Here is a 13,971-nt window from a genome sequence, read left to right on the forward strand (position 1 = left end):
CATCTGGCCAAGCAGGCTCCCTTTTTGAGAAGGACCCCAAAATTTCCGCTCTCCCATTCCCCCGCACAGCAGTAGCCACCACTCTCACTGCCGCTCTTCTTACCACCTTCGCAGCGCTTACGACGGCGGGTTCCGCCTCGGCCGCGATGCCGTTGACTCCCGGGGCTTCACCCGCTCCCCAGAACTTTCCGGTCACAGGGGGCAGCGAACGCTACTTGGTCCAGTTCATGCCGGGATCCGACGTTGCTGCTGAGTCCGCGGCGCTCCGGTCCCAGGGTGTCGGCGTCGGCCGTACTTTCTCGGCCGCCACGCGCGGTGCCGTCGTCGCAGCAACACCTGGCCAGGCTGCGGCTCTGAAACGATCAGCACGGTTCACAGCGGTGGAAGTGGATGCCCCTATCAGCATTTCAGAGACCCAACAGCCGGCTCCCTGGGGGCTGGACCGCACGGATCAGCGTACTTTGCCGCTCTCCGGGAGCTACACCTACTCGGCTGCGGGGGCCGGAGTCAGCGCTTACGTTGTGGACTCCGGAGTCCTGGCATCCCACGTCGAGTTTGGCGGCCGGGTAGCCAGCGGATGGAGTGCCATTTCAGACGGGCTCGGCTCCAGCGACTGCAACGGGCATGGCACTCACGTCGCGGGGACCGTCGCCGGCAAAAACTACGGAATCGCGAAGGCCGCCACGATAGTTCCGGTCCGGGTGCTCAATTGCGCTGGATCCGGCTACAACTCGGACGTCATCGCCGGGCTGGATTGGGTTGCCGCCCATCATGCCCCGGGTGCGCCGGCCGTGGTGAACATGAGCCTCGGCGGCTCGGTCAGCGCCATGGTGGACTCTGCTGTGCAGGGCGTGATTAACGATGGTGTGACCGCGGTTGTAGCGGCCGGGAATTCCAGCGTTGACGCCTGCAACAGCTCCCCCGCACGGGCACCCCAGGCCCTGACGGTTGCCGCAACTGATTCTTCAGACCGGCAAGCCTCCTTCTCCAACTTCGGGGCCTGCGTGGACCTCTACGCCCCGGGGGTCGGAATCTTATCTGCCGGACACGGCTCGACGACGGCTTCTGTCACCATGAACGGGACCTCAATGGCCACCCCCCATGTTGCCGGGGTGGCAGCCGTTCTGCTTTCCCGTGCACCAACCGCGACTCCGGCTGATATTTCCGCCAAGGTCCTTTCAACCGCTACCCCAGGGGTGGTGGCTGCCGCTGGTGCGGGGACTCCCAACCGGCTGCTGTTTTCAGACCCGGCTCCTGCTCCGGCTCCTGTTCCGGCTCCAGTGGTTGCACCCACGGTAACTGCCTTCGGCCCAGCGAAGAATGCCATGGCAGTGCCGACGGGAAGCAATGCCACCGCCACCTTCAGCACCGACGTCCAAGGTGTCAGCGCCAGCACGTTCGTGCTGAAAACGGCCACGGGTGCCACGGTTCCGGCAACCGTTACCTACAGTGCCGCCACCCGCATGGCAACCCTCGATCCCACCGCCACTCTCACGGCAGATCAAAAGTACACAGCCACCCTTATTGGCGGAACAACGGGCATCAGGGATAGGGCAGGCACCCCGCTGGCCACGACGTCATGGACCTTTACCACCGGACCCGCTCCAGTCGTCACCTCCCGGACGCCGGCCCCAGGGGCCACATTCGTCCGGCGTGCCAACAACATCAGCGTGACGTTCAGCGAAGCCATCCAGGGAGCCGGGACCAGCACCATAACAGTCAAAAACACGGCGACGGGAGCCCTCGTCCCCGCCAGCGTTTACCGGTACGGCACCACCAACCAGTGGATCCTCGATCCTTCCGTCTCCCTGGCTGCGAAAACGAACTACACCGTCACTGTCACCGGAGGCGCGGCCGCCATCAGGGACCTCGTAGGCAACCCACTGACCCGCGTCAGCTGGTCCTTCACCACGGGAGCATTCTGAGGGCTCGCCCTGTTGCCCCCTCCTCGGCGAATTGGCCTGGGGAATGAATCTGCTGGCCTAAAGGCTGAGCTTTGACGGAAACCGCGGTTTGGGGACCTTAGGGTGGATAGTGTGGCACGCATGCAACCACTCCTGAAAGTCCTGCGGCAATGGGGCGCCCCCGCGGCGGCCGTCATCTTCTTCGTACTCTGGTTTGTTGGTGAGGTTGGACGAGATGGATCCCTACAACTAGGGCCCATGTGGTCAGGGATTGTTGCCTTGATTGTCATCAGCGCAGCCATAGCCGTGTCAGTTCTGAAGCCCTATTTGTCGCTTGGGCTTAGCGCCGCAGTCCTGGTTGGCCAGCTGCTCTACTTTATTCCTTCATTCCGTTCCAACACCTGGCCGCTCTACTTGGGCGCCTTCATCTCCCTGGCTTTCATTCTCTGGACCGCTCCTAAGAGAACTCGTCTGGTATCGGCGGTCGTAAGCGTGGCATTCGCGTTCATGATGACGTTTCTAATGATCTCTTGGCGGTACGGACAGGGCGTGGGCTGGTTTGAGCAGCTGTATCACGGAGACCGGGTTAATTTTCAGGTTCACGGAGCGCAACTGTTCTCGATACTTTTCCTGATTGCCGCTGCCTTCGGCTCGGTTGGTCTCCTCTTGGCTCTGTACGAGGAGCGCGGCAGCCTGTTCCGGGCGCGCAACCTTGCACAATCCACTCTTAAGGAAACAGAAGTCGATCTCATCGTCGAACAGGAACGGACCAGAATAGCCCGGGATCTCCATGATGTCCTGGCGCATTCACTTGCGGTAATCGCTGCCCAGGCGGACGGCACGAGGTACCTGAGTAAGGACCAACCGAAGGCCGTGCTAAATGCACTGGAGAACATCGCCGTTTCCGCACGGAGTGCCTTGGTGGATGCCCAACGAGTCATCGAGGGGGTGCATGATGACGGGATGATCACCCCTCAGCCCCGCCTTAGCGATGTTGCACCCCTGGTGGACAGAATGAAGATGCAGGGAAGCCTCGCCGTCGAGCACAGCCAGTCAGGTGAGCCGGTTGAATTGACGGCAGGGCAGCAGGTGGCAGTCTTCCGGATCGTCCAGGAATGCCTGACGAACGCCCTTAAGCATGGCGGCAGGGGCACCGCCGTCAGATTGCACTTCGATTGGAGCGGCCCTGGCCTCGCAGTGAACGTGGCGTCCGAGCTGCCCACGGAAAATGCAAATACGGCGGCTGAGGCAGCTCAGGAGCGCGTAGGCCGCGGCCTGCCTGGTATGCGGGAACGGGCACATCTGGCCGGCGGCTGGATCACCACGGGGCCGGACGGTGAGCAGTTCCGTGTCACAGTCTTCATTCCCTATGGCAAGCGGTCAGATGACTCTCCACAGCCGGAGGACCTGGAAGCAGGGCCCGCACTGGAAGCGAGGGTGGGCGCTCTCGCCGGCTCGCCGTCGTCGGCTCCTTACTTGCAGGAAGGCACCACTGGTGCCTGATGCCGGCAGCCGCATCCGGGTAGCTCTGGTGGATGATCAGGCGCTCTTCCGCTCGGGTATCCGGATGCTGATCGAAAGCCAACAGGACATGGAGATGGCAGGTGAGGCCAGCGACGGGAAGGAGGCTGTCGCCTTGGTTGCTGAAAAGCCCGTTGACGTTATGCTGATGGACCTGCGCATGCCTGTCCTGGATGGAGTGGCTGCGACCCGGCGAATCATGGAACAGGCTCAAGTACCAGGTGAAGCCAGGCCGAGAATCATCGCCCTGACCACTTTCAACCGTGATCAGGCTGTGGTGGAGGCCGTACATGCAGGGGCGAGCGGTTATCTGTTGAAGAGTGCAGAGCCGGAGTTCCTCCTCGCTGCGGTCCGGACCGTTTACTCGGGATATTCAGTGATTGCTCCGGGGTCAATCCACGATCTCTTCCAGCATGCCGCCCGGACGTTCCCCAGCGCCGGCCCGGATCTGTCCGTTCTGGAGGTGCTTTCCGCACGGGAAAGAGACGTCTTCCTGCTAGCGTCAAAGGGGCTCGGAAACACTGAGATCGCCGCGAGTCTCTTCATCTCCGAGGCCACGGTCAAGAGCCATTTGCGGAATGTATTGGACAAGCTGGAGCTGCGGACCCGGCTTCAGCTGGTGGCATTCGCCCATGGACGCCGCCTGCTGGGCTGACCCACTACCCCAGCACCCCGGTGGGGCATATTCTGAAGGCGGCCGTTCCGCCGAATTACCGGTTCCCCCATTGCCCGGCCTGAGAGGTCACCATGTCTGAAAAACTGCATCTCACCCCTGAGGATGCCTTCCCCGAGGACCTCTCGGTAGTGAAGGACAAGGACCTGCAGATCCTGGACAGCCAGGTCCAGCGCCAGCTTGACTACGAATATGTCGCCGAGGGCGGGCCTAATCCGGAAACCGAGTTCAGGCACTATGACCTCGACGAAGAGTTTGACGAACGGGATCACCGGAACGTCATAGCTGAGTAGATTAGGCGGCGTCCCGGGGCGCGTCCTTTTGTTACTCCCGGGTCAACTACACTGACTTTACAAATCGTGCCGCTTGTCAAGGGGCGGCGCAGGTTTGAGTTGCGCTTTTCTGCTGCTTTTGAGTACTCCCTGACCTCAGGGTCATTGATTGTTGAAGCGGCTGCAGCAGCACCGGTTTTTGTAGTATTGGGGCATCAAGAAGCGTGGGGGCGTGGATGGAAGAGCGGGGCATTGCCGTTGTCTTGGAGGACGACGACGACATCAGGGATTCGCTCAGCGAAGTTTTGCAACAATCGGGTTTCACGGTGCATTCGACGTCGACCGGAGCGGCGGGCGTCGAAGCTGTACGGCAGCACAACCCCACCGTCGTGACGGTGGATCTGGGGCTCCCGGATTTTGACGGGATCGAAGCTTCGCGGCGAATCCGTGTATTCAGCGATGCCTACCTCATCATCATCGGGCGCCTGGACGAGGCGGATGCCCTGCTGAGTTTCGAAGCCGGGGCCGATGACTACCTCACTACTCCTTTCCGTCCGAGGGAGCTGAGGGCGCGGATCGCCGCCATGCTCCGCCGGCCGCGGCGGTTCCATCCACCCCAGGCGGCCGCTCAGTTGCCGTCCGATCCGCTCCTGCCAGCCGCTCCAGAGCGGTTGCAGGCTGAAACCCTCCCTCATGGATGCTATGAGCACAACGGACTGATCCTGGACGAGGGCAGGCGGACCGCGAAAATCGACGGCCGGGCAGTCAATTTGACGCGTACACAGTTCGACCTCCTGCTGGCCATCATGGAAGGCGGACGACTTGTCCAGACGAGGGCTGACCTGGTGAGGCGCATCCGGAATGAAACAGCTGGAGCAACTTTTGTCTCAGTGGCCGATGAACATGCCATCGAAGTGCATATGGGAAACCTGCGTAAGCAGTTGGTCGACGATTTTCGTGACCCCCGGTGGGTGGAAACCGTCCGGGGAATCGGCTACCGGCTTGGGCGGACACGTTAGCTTTCAGCCTGGCAGGCCTGCCCGCTCAGGGCTCCAGTCGGTGTGGACCACTTCTACTCGGCCGGACGCTCACTGAGCTGGACTTTGGCTTCCTGTCCCTGGTTGTCACGGTTGAAGGAAACCGTGACCGTCTGGCCTGGATCGAGCCCACGAAGGGCCGCCAGCAGATCTTCGGGAGCCGAGAGCTCTTTGCCCTCCAGAGCGAGGAGTACATCGCCAGGTTCAATCCCCGCATCGTCAGCAGGGCCGCCGTCGGCTATTGACATGACCAGAACGCCATTTGTATCCCGGATGCCCAGCCTCTCGGCGATCTGCGGCGTCAGCTGGCCCGGAGTCAGGCCGATAAAGGCGTGCTGAGCCCGTCCGGTTTCCTTCAGCTGCTCGGCAACTTCCACAGCCGTGGCCGCAGGAATCGCAAAGCCCAAGGCAACAGCCCCCGCCTGCGGAGGGATGTAGGCCTCGCTGATTCCGACCACTTGCCCCCGTGAGTTGACCACTGCCCCGCCGGAGTTCCCTGGACTGATGGGCGCATCGGTCTGGATGAGGTCCACTAGGGACTGACTGCTGGCTGCTGAGCCGGGTATGGAGCGGTGCAGCCCCGAAATAATCCCGGCAGTGACAGTACTTTCAAATCCCAAGGGGGAGCCGATCACTACAGCAGTCTCGCCTACGCGAGGAAGCTCCTGTTGAAATTCGGGCACTGGCAGGCCTGTGCGGTCGGTCTGGACGAGGGCCAGATCAGAAATAGGATCAGCGGCCCTGACCGTACCTCCTACCCGCTGGCCATCCGCGAAACCGACCTCAACCTCGGAGTTTCCCCGCACTACATGTTCGTTGGTCAGAATCAGTCCGTCTTCGCCATAGACCACGCCGCTGCCAACACCGTCACCGGCGAATATGGTGACAACTGAAGGGGCCAGCTCTTCGACGATCCGCGTGATATCCAGCTGCTGGCCACCCTGCGGGTTGCCGCCTTGGGTGCCCTGTTGGTTGCCTCCGGGGGACGGGGCTGGCGATGGTGCCTGATCTGTGACGGAAGGCGACGACGCCGTGGGCTCGGGGCCTTCCTCCATCCCGGTGCAGGAGCAGAGCAACACGATTGCCAAAGTGGCGATCCCGGCAAGACCGGAGCGGAAAAGCGTTGGTCTCACCACTCGGGGGAAGGGGCTCATTGAACAGCCTTTCCATTGTTTTCTCTACAGATTTCAACCGTATCTCCCAGTGGGTAGGCGGGAATAGTAGTGATCTGCAACAATTAATCAGTATGCTTATGAATTGGGGAGATGAGCCTGGCTGCTGCATTGAACGAAAGCTGTGAAGATGACTGAAGTGATGAGAAGCGGCCTGACCGGGATGCTCTTGGCCGAGCGGTACCGCATTTTTGAACTGGTGGGACGAGGTGCTGCTGCTGTCGTCTACAAGGCCCGGGACGAAGCACTTGGCCGGGAAGTGGCCGTGAAGCTTTTCCACCGGGAGAGTGCAGATACCGAAATGCTTGCCCGGCAGCAGGCTGAAATCAGGATGTTGGCATCCTTCAACCATCCCTGCTTGGTGACCCTCTTTGACGCTGCAACTGATGACGCCGATCCTTTGGGTGAACGGGTCTTTGTGGTGATGGAATTCGTCGGTGGCCGTGATCTGCGGGGACTACTGCAGGCCGGGCCGCTTCCGCTGGCGGACACTGCCAGGATTGGGGCCGACATTGCTTCAGCCCTCGACTACGTCCATGACCAGGGCGTGGTCCACCGTGACGTGAAGCCGGGCAATGTTCTGCTGACCCCAGCGGATGGAACTGTGGCTGCCCGCGGCGTCAGCGCCAAGCTGACCGATTTCGGAATTGCCAGGGTGCTTGAGGGGGACAGGATCACCGGCACCGGACGCACCGTGGGAACTGCTGCCTACCTGAGCCCGGAGCAGGCACGTGGAGAGTTGCTGACAGGCAAGAGTGACGTGTACTCCCTGGGGTTGGTCCTTCTTGAATGCCTGACCGGACACGTCGAGTTCCCCGGAAGCCCGGTTGAATCTGCGGTGGTCAGGCTGCAGCGTGATCCGCTGATCCCCACTGGTTTGAGTTCGGAATGGCAGGAACTGCTCGGGGCCATGACAGCCAGGGAACCTGCCGAGCGGCCTTCGGCGGGGGACGTCACGTCGGTACTCGGTTCTCTCGCGGATGCTGCTCAAGCGGGCGGTTCTCTTGCTGGCGGCTCGCTCGCAGGCTGGCCTCTCACGGACGGTGGGTCGCTCTTCGCTGGCGGTGAGGCTATTACGACGGCGGTAGGCGTCGCGGACCCCGGTCCCGTCACCACCAAAGTGCCCGCCACCACCAAAGTGCCTGTCCCGCAATCGACTGTCCCTCGATCATCTCCCCATAACAAGGGCGGAAGGCTGCGCAGCAGAAGGATTCGGATGGTGCTGGTCCTGTCCGCCGTGCTGATGTCCGGCGCGGGGATAGCCGCGGTCGGTGGGGGAGAGCAGCCTGCTTCCCCTCTTACGCCAGCGCCTTCACCGCCGCTCTCCGGGACTCTGGAGCGCGAGATGGCCGATCTTGAGAGGAGCCTCACCCCGTGATCCGTTGGAAGAATCTGCCCTCGGCGCTCATGGTCTCCGCCCTGTTGGTGCTCGCCCCTGCATGTTCAGCGCAGACGCCGGAGTTGTCGGTGGATGCTGCCCGGCAGTTGCAGGCACGCCTGCCGGAGGTCCGGCAGGCGGCGGCGGGCAACGACTATTCCCGCGCCCTCGAAGTTCTGGAGCAGCTTGAAAAGGACCTGGATGAGGCTGCCGGCGACGGCAAAATGACTTTTGCCCGTTACCAGGGAATCAGGAGCGCCTTGGAAGATGTCCGGAACGAGCTGCAGGCGCTTGCTGAGGCCGCAGCGCAGGCGGCCAGAATGACGGATGTGGTTTCCCCCGCTCCTGGGCCGTCTGTCACGGCATTTCCGGAGGTCGCAACCGTCCCGCTCCCGCCCGCGGCTTCCCCGCTGACTGAAGAATCCAGCTCGCCGGAACAGGAAGCCAGCGAAAAGGGCTCCGCCGACAAAAACGATGACGGCAAATCCGGTGGCGGCAAACCCGACGAGGGCAAACCCGACACTGGCGGCAAGAACAAGGGTCCCTAGCAAGCAAGACCGCTAGGAAAACAGGGTCCCCGACAGGCGGCACCGTTACGATTCGAAATGTGTCCTGACGTGGCCGTGTCCCAGGGAATCAACAATGCTCGTCGCCACGCCGTGGAGTTTTACGTTCCGGGCGCTAGAGGCTGCCTTGAGGAGTTCGAAGGCCTCGGCCTGGCTGCAGCGATTCTGCGCCATGATGATCCCAACGGCGACGTCGATGGCCGTCCGGGATTCAAGGGTGGCCTTGAGGTTTGCTGCCGCCTCACTGTGGTGGGCGAAGCGCACGGCCAGCCTTAGGGCCATGGACGTCTGGCTGACAAAGTCCTCGGCGAGCTTCAACACTTTTCCCTCGAACCTTCCAGGCCGGTGCGAGTAGAGGTTGAGCGCTGCCTTGGTGTCGCCCTCCAAACGGAAGGGGACGGCCAGGATGGAGCGGACTCCCTGCTCCAGGACTTTTTCAAAATACTGCGGCCAGCGCTGGTCGCTCTCCAGGTCCTGTACGTGAATGGTCAGCTGCTCCCGGGAGGCGGTCATGCAGGGACCGTCTCCATATGAGTACTGGATCTCGTCCATAACCTGGGCCTGCTCACTGCTGCTGGCCACAGTGGCGGCTTTGCGGTGCCGGAGAAGGGTGATGCCGCACAGAACCTCGTCGCCGTCTACTGACAGGCTACGGGCGGATACGCGTGCAAGCTCGTGAAGGAAATCCCCTACATCCGAGCTGGTGAGTACCAGTTCCTGAAGGTGCTCGGTGATTGATGGTGCAGATTCTGCGGTCGACTCGCTGGCCACGATTGTTTGATGCCGTTTCGCTCAGGTCAAAACAATCCGGCGCTGCAGACACCGCCCTCAAAAAAGGGTGAGGTTAACGGTGTCCGCGGCAGGAGCCGGATCGAAGAACTCCCCAACGGCCTTCTGCTAAACCGTACCGGAAAATTATATACAGCCGACGGCATTCCCTCTGACCCGTCCGCAATGGCAAGGGCCCGTTTTGCCAAGTGCTCCTCGGCTGCGTCAGGTGCCGCCGTCGAGTATTCGGGTGGTGGAGTCGACGATGCTTCGCAGCAGGTGCCCGGCGTCGTCGTCATTATCAAGTGCTGCCGCGATAAGCGGCGCGGACTGACCGGCCCACAATGACATCAGCTCCGGGATGTCCAGTTGCGCGGCCTTGCCCCGGAACTGCCCGGTCAACCAGTTCTGGACGGGGAAGGGTGCATGAAGGCCGGGATGGTTGAGTTCGCGTGCTATCCGGTTAGGCATGCCGCGGCCCAATCTGCCGCTATAGGCCCGGGTGAGGACGGTACGCTGCGCCTCGGGTCCCCGAAGAGCAGCCCGGTATCCGTTGCTCGCAGCGGATTGCTTCGTGGCAAGGAAGGCCGAACCGATCTGCACGGCATCGGCGCCCAGAGTGAGCGCAGCAGCCACTCCGCGGCCGTCAGCCACCCCTCCGGCCGCAACGACGGGAACTGCCACAGCGTCTGCCACCTGCGGCACCAGGGAGAAAGTTCCGATCAGGGAATTCTCGGGCTTTTCAAGGAACGAGACCTTATGACCGCCGGCTTCCATGCCCGAGGCCACAATCGCGTCCACGCCGCCCCTTTCCAGAGCGAGTGCCTCCTTGACGGTGGTGGCCGTACCCATCACTGCGATGCCGCGGGCATGCGCGGCATCGACGACATCTTCAGACGGAACGCCGAATACGAAGCTGATGGCGGCGGGTTCTGCCTCCAGTGCGGCCTGGATCTGATCGTCCACATCGGGCATGTAGTTGGCAGGCCTGGCAGGAGGCTGGACCCCCAGAGCCTCGAAATATGGCCTCAGAACCTCAACGTAGGAGGCAAACTGCGAATCGTCGGGCTGCGGCGGTTCTTCGCCAGGGATGGGCAGCCACAGGTTCAGGGCGTAGGGCCTGGTTGTCGCTTCATCAAGGGTCCGGGCCGTTGCCCTGATCCGGTCTGCGTCATAGCCGTACAGGCCAAATGATCCGAGTCCGCCTCCTTCGCTGACCGTGGCTGTGAGGCCGATCGAGGACACGCCCCCGAACGGCCCCAGCACGATGGGCAGGTCAATGTTCAGCAGACGCGTGAAGCGTGTGCTGGTCCAGGCTGTCATATCCAACAGTCAATCACGTCGTTCAGTCCAGTCCCACCCGGTTCTACCGGTCAGTCCCTGACGCCCTGGCCTACTGGTTCACCAGGGTGACAGTTCGGTTGTTCAACTCCTGCGTTGGGCGGTTGTTCGCGGAGTGGACGGCCTGCAGTTTGCTGATTTGCTCGGTACCGAGTTCGATCGGCTGGTCCAACACCAGCCAAAGCACGTTCTCCGTGCACGGGGGAGTGGTGAGGCTCCCTTCGTAGGCATAGTGCTCCAAGGAGGCCGGAAGCAGGGATGCGAGGTTCACATTGCCGATCGAACGCTCCGAGGTGGAGCCCGCGGCAGCATCGACAAATGGCGCCCACACCGGGTTCGTTTTTCCCGCTTTCGCCAGAACCCCGACGACGGCAAGTACGCCGTCATCAGACTGGTGGACAAAGTGGAACTCGACGTCGAACCGGGTGCCCTCGATGGTGTGTTCGGAGGGATCGTGGAAGTGCATTTGTTTGAAGGTGTAGTTCTTACCGCTCACCGTGAGGCTTTGGGTTGACTCCGCGTGCAGCTCGACGGTGTGACCGTTGTCGTGGACTTCGCATTCGGACGCGGAGTAGGCCAGTGATATGGGAGCCGGAGACTTGGGAGTGGCTGCCGGAATATCAATGGGTGACTGTGCTTTGCCGGTGGTGCAGGTCTGATAGGCCGAGCTGAGGTTCCCCCAATCGCCGGGCCCTTCGGCGCCTTCATAGGACCAGTGGGCCACGTTGGCCGTTGACGCAGTTGGAGTGCCCGAGGCCATGGCCTCACTGCCTGCCGGGGACTTGGCACAACCTGCGGTGAGGGCAAGCAGCCCCCATGCTGAGCCGATGAGCAGGGATTTTCGGGTGATATCTGGTGTGGAACGCATTGCCATCCTTTACAAAAAACAGCGGTATTGCCGTTGGGGTGTTCAGAGAAATACCACGTGAAAAAGTCCGGACTATTTCATGGGACTCAATGTGAAGCGGCTATGGAGCTGTTTCTGCGCGAATTGCCTGGCGGCGTGAGGGCAGCGGAGCATGTTCGGGCTCTAGTGTGGAGGCATGAGAATTGCAGTTACCGGTGGAAGCGGAAAGCTTGGCAGAAGCGTGGTCCGTCGGCTGAATGAGGATGGCCACGAGGTCACCAATCTTGACCGTACAGGCCTGAAATCCCGCGGATTTACGCAGATCGACCTGACAAACTACGGTCACGTCCTCGACGCCCTCCTGGGGCTGGACGACAGGCACGGCGGCATTGATGCGGTGGTTCATTTGGCTGCAATTCCAGCGCCTGGACTGGCCCCCGATGCTGCCATTTTTGAAAACAACATGCTCTCCACATACAACGTTTTCCAAGCAACTCGGCGGGCGGCTATCAGGAAGCTCGTGTACGCGTCCAGTGAGACTCTTTTGGGCTTGCCGTTCGACGTGGATCCGCCCTACATTCCGGTGGATGAGGAGTATCCCGCGCGGCCCGAAAGCACCTATTCCCTGGTCAAGCACCTCGAAGAGCAGATGGCCATACAGCTGACGCGCTGGGACCCTGATTTGAGCATCGTTGCGCTCAGATTTTCCAACGTAATGGACCCTGAGGACTATGAGGCATTCCCGGCCTTCGACGCTGATGCGTCCTCGCGTAAGTGGAATCTCTGGGGCTACATCGACGCACGGGATGGTGCCCAGGCTGTGGCCAAGGCGCTGGAATACGACGCCCCTGGGTTTGAGGCCTTCATCATTGCAAACGCCGACACGGTGATGCAGCGCTCCAGCGCAAGCCTGGCCGCGGAGGTGTTCCCTGCGGTCACCGTAACCAAGGAATTAGGGGAGCACGAGACCATGCTCTCGATCGACAAGGCGAAGCGTCTGCTCGGCTTCGCGCCGGAGCATAGCTGGCGGACCTATCACTCGCTCCGTACTACTCCGACGGAGGACTGAAGCCCGACGCCGGCTGGTTACTTTGGGGGTTAATCCTGTGGAACCAGGCGGACGCAGCAGCGTTCCACCTGCGGTTCAAGAACGGCCTTGTAGCAGCCCGGCTCCGCGGTCTCGGCGACTGCCGCCAGGAGATCCAGGTTGAGGCCGCAGATGGTGGACGTGTGGGCTCTGGACAGGCGGTGAAAGGGGCAGTTGAGGAGTTCGACGCTGCCATCCTCGCCGACGTCGGGTTTGTATCCGTAGAGTTCCAGGGCGCCTTTGAGGGTTCCCGCCTCCTGACCGATCTCCTCCCCGGCTCGGGCGGCAACGGTCTGCAGCGCTTCGGCTACCGGCATGCCGGTTTCGACGGCGGCTTCCACTCCTGCTGCGAGAAGCTCGCCGGCCAGATCATAGCGCCGTGGGGGAAGGCTTAGGGCCACTTCCCGCACGGCGGGGGAGTAGAGCTTGTGGGGTCGCCCCGATCCTGGTCCGGTTCGTCCTGTCAGTCGCCGGAAAGAGACCTCCAGGAGGTCTTCTGCCGCCAGTCGGTCCAAATGGAAGGCGGCAGTGCTTCGCACCAACCCCAATGATCCAGCCACCTCATCACGGCCCACAGGGCCGGCAGCATGAAGGACGTACTCGAACACGGCCCGGCGTGAGGGGTCGCCTAAGGCACTTAGGGCCTTGCCCATACTCAGGCCGGTTTCCGCTGTAGTCATAATGAAATCCTACTCTAAAATCAATGACCATTGACATAACAAACAATTCTAAAGTCAAGTATCAGCACTTTTAGAAGGAGGAAGTCATGCTTGACCATCAGCCGCAGCCCGCTGCACAGGAGGCTCGGCATCACGAGACGCACCAGGCTTATCTGCTGCTTCGAACCGTCTTTACCATTGCGCCGATTGCATTCGGAATCGACAAATTCACCAACTTCCTGGTGGATTGGACCAGCTACCTGGCTCCACTTGCAACACAGATCGTGCCGGTAAGCCCCCAGACCTTTATGTACGGGGTGGGAGTGGTGGAAATCCTGGCGGGCCTGTTGGTGGCGTGGCGTCCCAAGATCGGCTCATTGGTGGTGGCCGCTTGGCTGGCAGGGATCATCGTGAACCTGCTGCTGGTGCCGGGATTCTTTGATGTTGCCCTTAGAGACTTTGGCTTGTTGGTTGGCGCGCTGGCCTTGAACAGGCTTGCTTCAGGGCAGGACCGTCAAAGGGGGTGAACCTCGTAGCCGTCGGTCCTGGTGACAAGCTGACGGCCATGGTTGCCATCAAATCGCAGCCACAGGATAGCTGCATCCGGGGTTACGTCCTCGACCTCGGCGATGCGGACCAGCTGTCCGTCCCGGCGCAGTTCAACAACGCGGCCCACCAAATGGCTCCAGTCTTCACCAGATTCAGACATCCGCTTCTTTCCCCCTTTTTGAGCTCAATAAACAACG

Annotated in this window: 15 protein-coding genes; 9 read left to right on the forward strand and 6 right to left on the reverse strand. The window is 61.5% G+C overall.

Translation table 11 applies throughout. The features are described from left to right. The first annotated feature begins 227 nt into the window (after window positions 1-227). From M1E02_RS03545 to M1E02_RS03565, 5 genes are all read left to right on the forward strand, one after another. Window positions 228-1,925 carry a S8 family serine peptidase gene (locus M1E02_RS03545; protein WP_479376788.1) on the forward strand — a complete coding sequence of 566 codons (1,698 nt, stop codon included), beginning with the start codon at window positions 228-230 and terminating at the stop codon, window positions 1,923-1,925. 120 nt (window positions 1,926-2,045) lie between these two features. After that, the gene (locus M1E02_RS03550; RefSeq protein WP_479376789.1) at window positions 2,046-3,407 is read left to right on the forward strand and encodes a sensor histidine kinase; all 1,362 of its coding nucleotides are present in this window, start codon (window positions 2,046-2,048) and stop codon (window positions 3,405-3,407) included. After that, window positions 3,400-4,080 carry a response regulator gene (locus M1E02_RS03555; RefSeq protein WP_479376790.1) on the forward strand — a complete coding sequence of 227 codons (681 nt, stop codon included), beginning with the start codon at window positions 3,400-3,402 and terminating at the stop codon, window positions 4,078-4,080. The genes M1E02_RS03550 and M1E02_RS03555 overlap by 8 nt, the downstream gene beginning before the upstream one ends. Window positions 4,081-4,172: 92 nt before the next feature. Beyond that, window positions 4,173-4,391: a hypothetical protein gene (locus tag M1E02_RS03560; RefSeq protein ID WP_479376791.1), complete on the forward strand. Its 219-nt coding sequence runs from the start codon at window positions 4,173-4,175 to the stop codon at window positions 4,389-4,391. A gap of 215 nt (window positions 4,392-4,606) precedes the next feature. After that, a complete protein-coding gene (locus tag M1E02_RS03565) occupies window positions 4,607-5,389 on the forward strand; it encodes a response regulator transcription factor (protein WP_479376792.1) in 783 nt (260 codons plus the stop codon). A gap of 53 nt (window positions 5,390-5,442) precedes the next feature. On the opposite strand, the gene M1E02_RS03570 is transcribed toward M1E02_RS03565, so the two are convergent. After that, the gene (locus tag M1E02_RS03570; RefSeq protein WP_479376793.1) at window positions 5,443-6,561 is read right to left on the reverse strand and encodes a S1C family serine protease; all 1,119 of its coding nucleotides are present in this window, start codon (window positions 6,559-6,561) and stop codon (window positions 5,443-5,445) included. Window positions 6,562-6,709: 148 nt separating this feature from the next. Here M1E02_RS03570 and M1E02_RS03575 point away from each other — a divergent pair, with 148 nt between their 5' ends. Both M1E02_RS03575 and M1E02_RS03580 read left to right on the forward strand, forming a co-directional pair. Continuing rightward, window positions 6,710-7,957: a serine/threonine-protein kinase gene (locus M1E02_RS03575; RefSeq protein WP_479376794.1), complete on the forward strand. Its 1,248-nt coding sequence runs from the start codon at window positions 6,710-6,712 to the stop codon at window positions 7,955-7,957. Further along, complete coding sequence (locus M1E02_RS03580; protein ID WP_479376795.1) at window positions 7,954-8,505, forward strand: hypothetical protein; 552 nt, start codon at window positions 7,954-7,956, stop codon at window positions 8,503-8,505. The genes M1E02_RS03575 and M1E02_RS03580 overlap by 4 nt, the downstream gene beginning before the upstream one ends. Before the next feature lie 45 nt (window positions 8,506-8,550). Here M1E02_RS03580 and M1E02_RS03585 read toward each other — a convergent pair whose 3' ends face one another. From M1E02_RS03585 to M1E02_RS03595, 3 genes are all read right to left on the reverse strand, one after another. Further along, the gene (locus M1E02_RS03585) at window positions 8,551-9,294 is read right to left on the reverse strand and encodes an ANTAR domain-containing protein (RefSeq protein WP_479376796.1); all 744 of its coding nucleotides are present in this window, start codon (window positions 9,292-9,294) and stop codon (window positions 8,551-8,553) included. Between the two features lie 222 nt (window positions 9,295-9,516). Then, window positions 9,517-10,614, reverse strand: a complete 1,098-nt coding sequence (locus tag M1E02_RS03590) for an NAD(P)H-dependent flavin oxidoreductase (protein ID WP_479376797.1) — start codon at window positions 10,612-10,614, stop codon at window positions 9,517-9,519. Window positions 10,615-10,684: 70 nt separating this feature from the next. Further along, window positions 10,685-11,500 carry a carbonic anhydrase gene (locus M1E02_RS03595; protein ID WP_479376798.1) on the reverse strand — a complete coding sequence of 272 codons (816 nt, stop codon included), beginning with the start codon at window positions 11,498-11,500 and terminating at the stop codon, window positions 10,685-10,687. Between the two features lie 175 nt (window positions 11,501-11,675). Here M1E02_RS03595 and M1E02_RS03600 point away from each other — a divergent pair, with 175 nt between their 5' ends. Then, entirely contained in the window at window positions 11,676-12,548 is an 873-nt protein-coding gene (locus M1E02_RS03600; protein WP_479376799.1) for an NAD-dependent epimerase/dehydratase family protein, read from the forward strand. 29 nt (window positions 12,549-12,577) lie between these two features. On the opposite strand, the gene M1E02_RS03605 is transcribed toward M1E02_RS03600, so the two are convergent. Further along, the gene (locus M1E02_RS03605; RefSeq protein ID WP_479376800.1) at window positions 12,578-13,246 is read right to left on the reverse strand and encodes a helix-turn-helix transcriptional regulator; all 669 of its coding nucleotides are present in this window, start codon (window positions 13,244-13,246) and stop codon (window positions 12,578-12,580) included. Window positions 13,247-13,332: 86 nt separating this feature from the next. Here M1E02_RS03605 and M1E02_RS03610 point away from each other — a divergent pair, with 86 nt between their 5' ends. Beyond that, window positions 13,333-13,752 (forward strand): hypothetical protein, encoded by a 420-nt coding sequence (locus M1E02_RS03610; protein ID WP_479376801.1) that lies wholly within the window; start codon window positions 13,333-13,335, stop codon window positions 13,750-13,752. Here the strand turns inward: M1E02_RS03610 and M1E02_RS03615 are convergent. Then, a complete protein-coding gene (locus tag M1E02_RS03615; protein WP_479376802.1) occupies window positions 13,740-13,934 on the reverse strand; it encodes a hypothetical protein in 195 nt (64 codons plus the stop codon). The two genes, M1E02_RS03610 and M1E02_RS03615, sit on opposite strands and share 13 nt — an antisense overlap. Between the last annotated feature and the right edge of the window lie 37 nt (window positions 13,935-13,971).

Source organism: Arthrobacter sp. Z5-13, assembly GCF_056499105.1.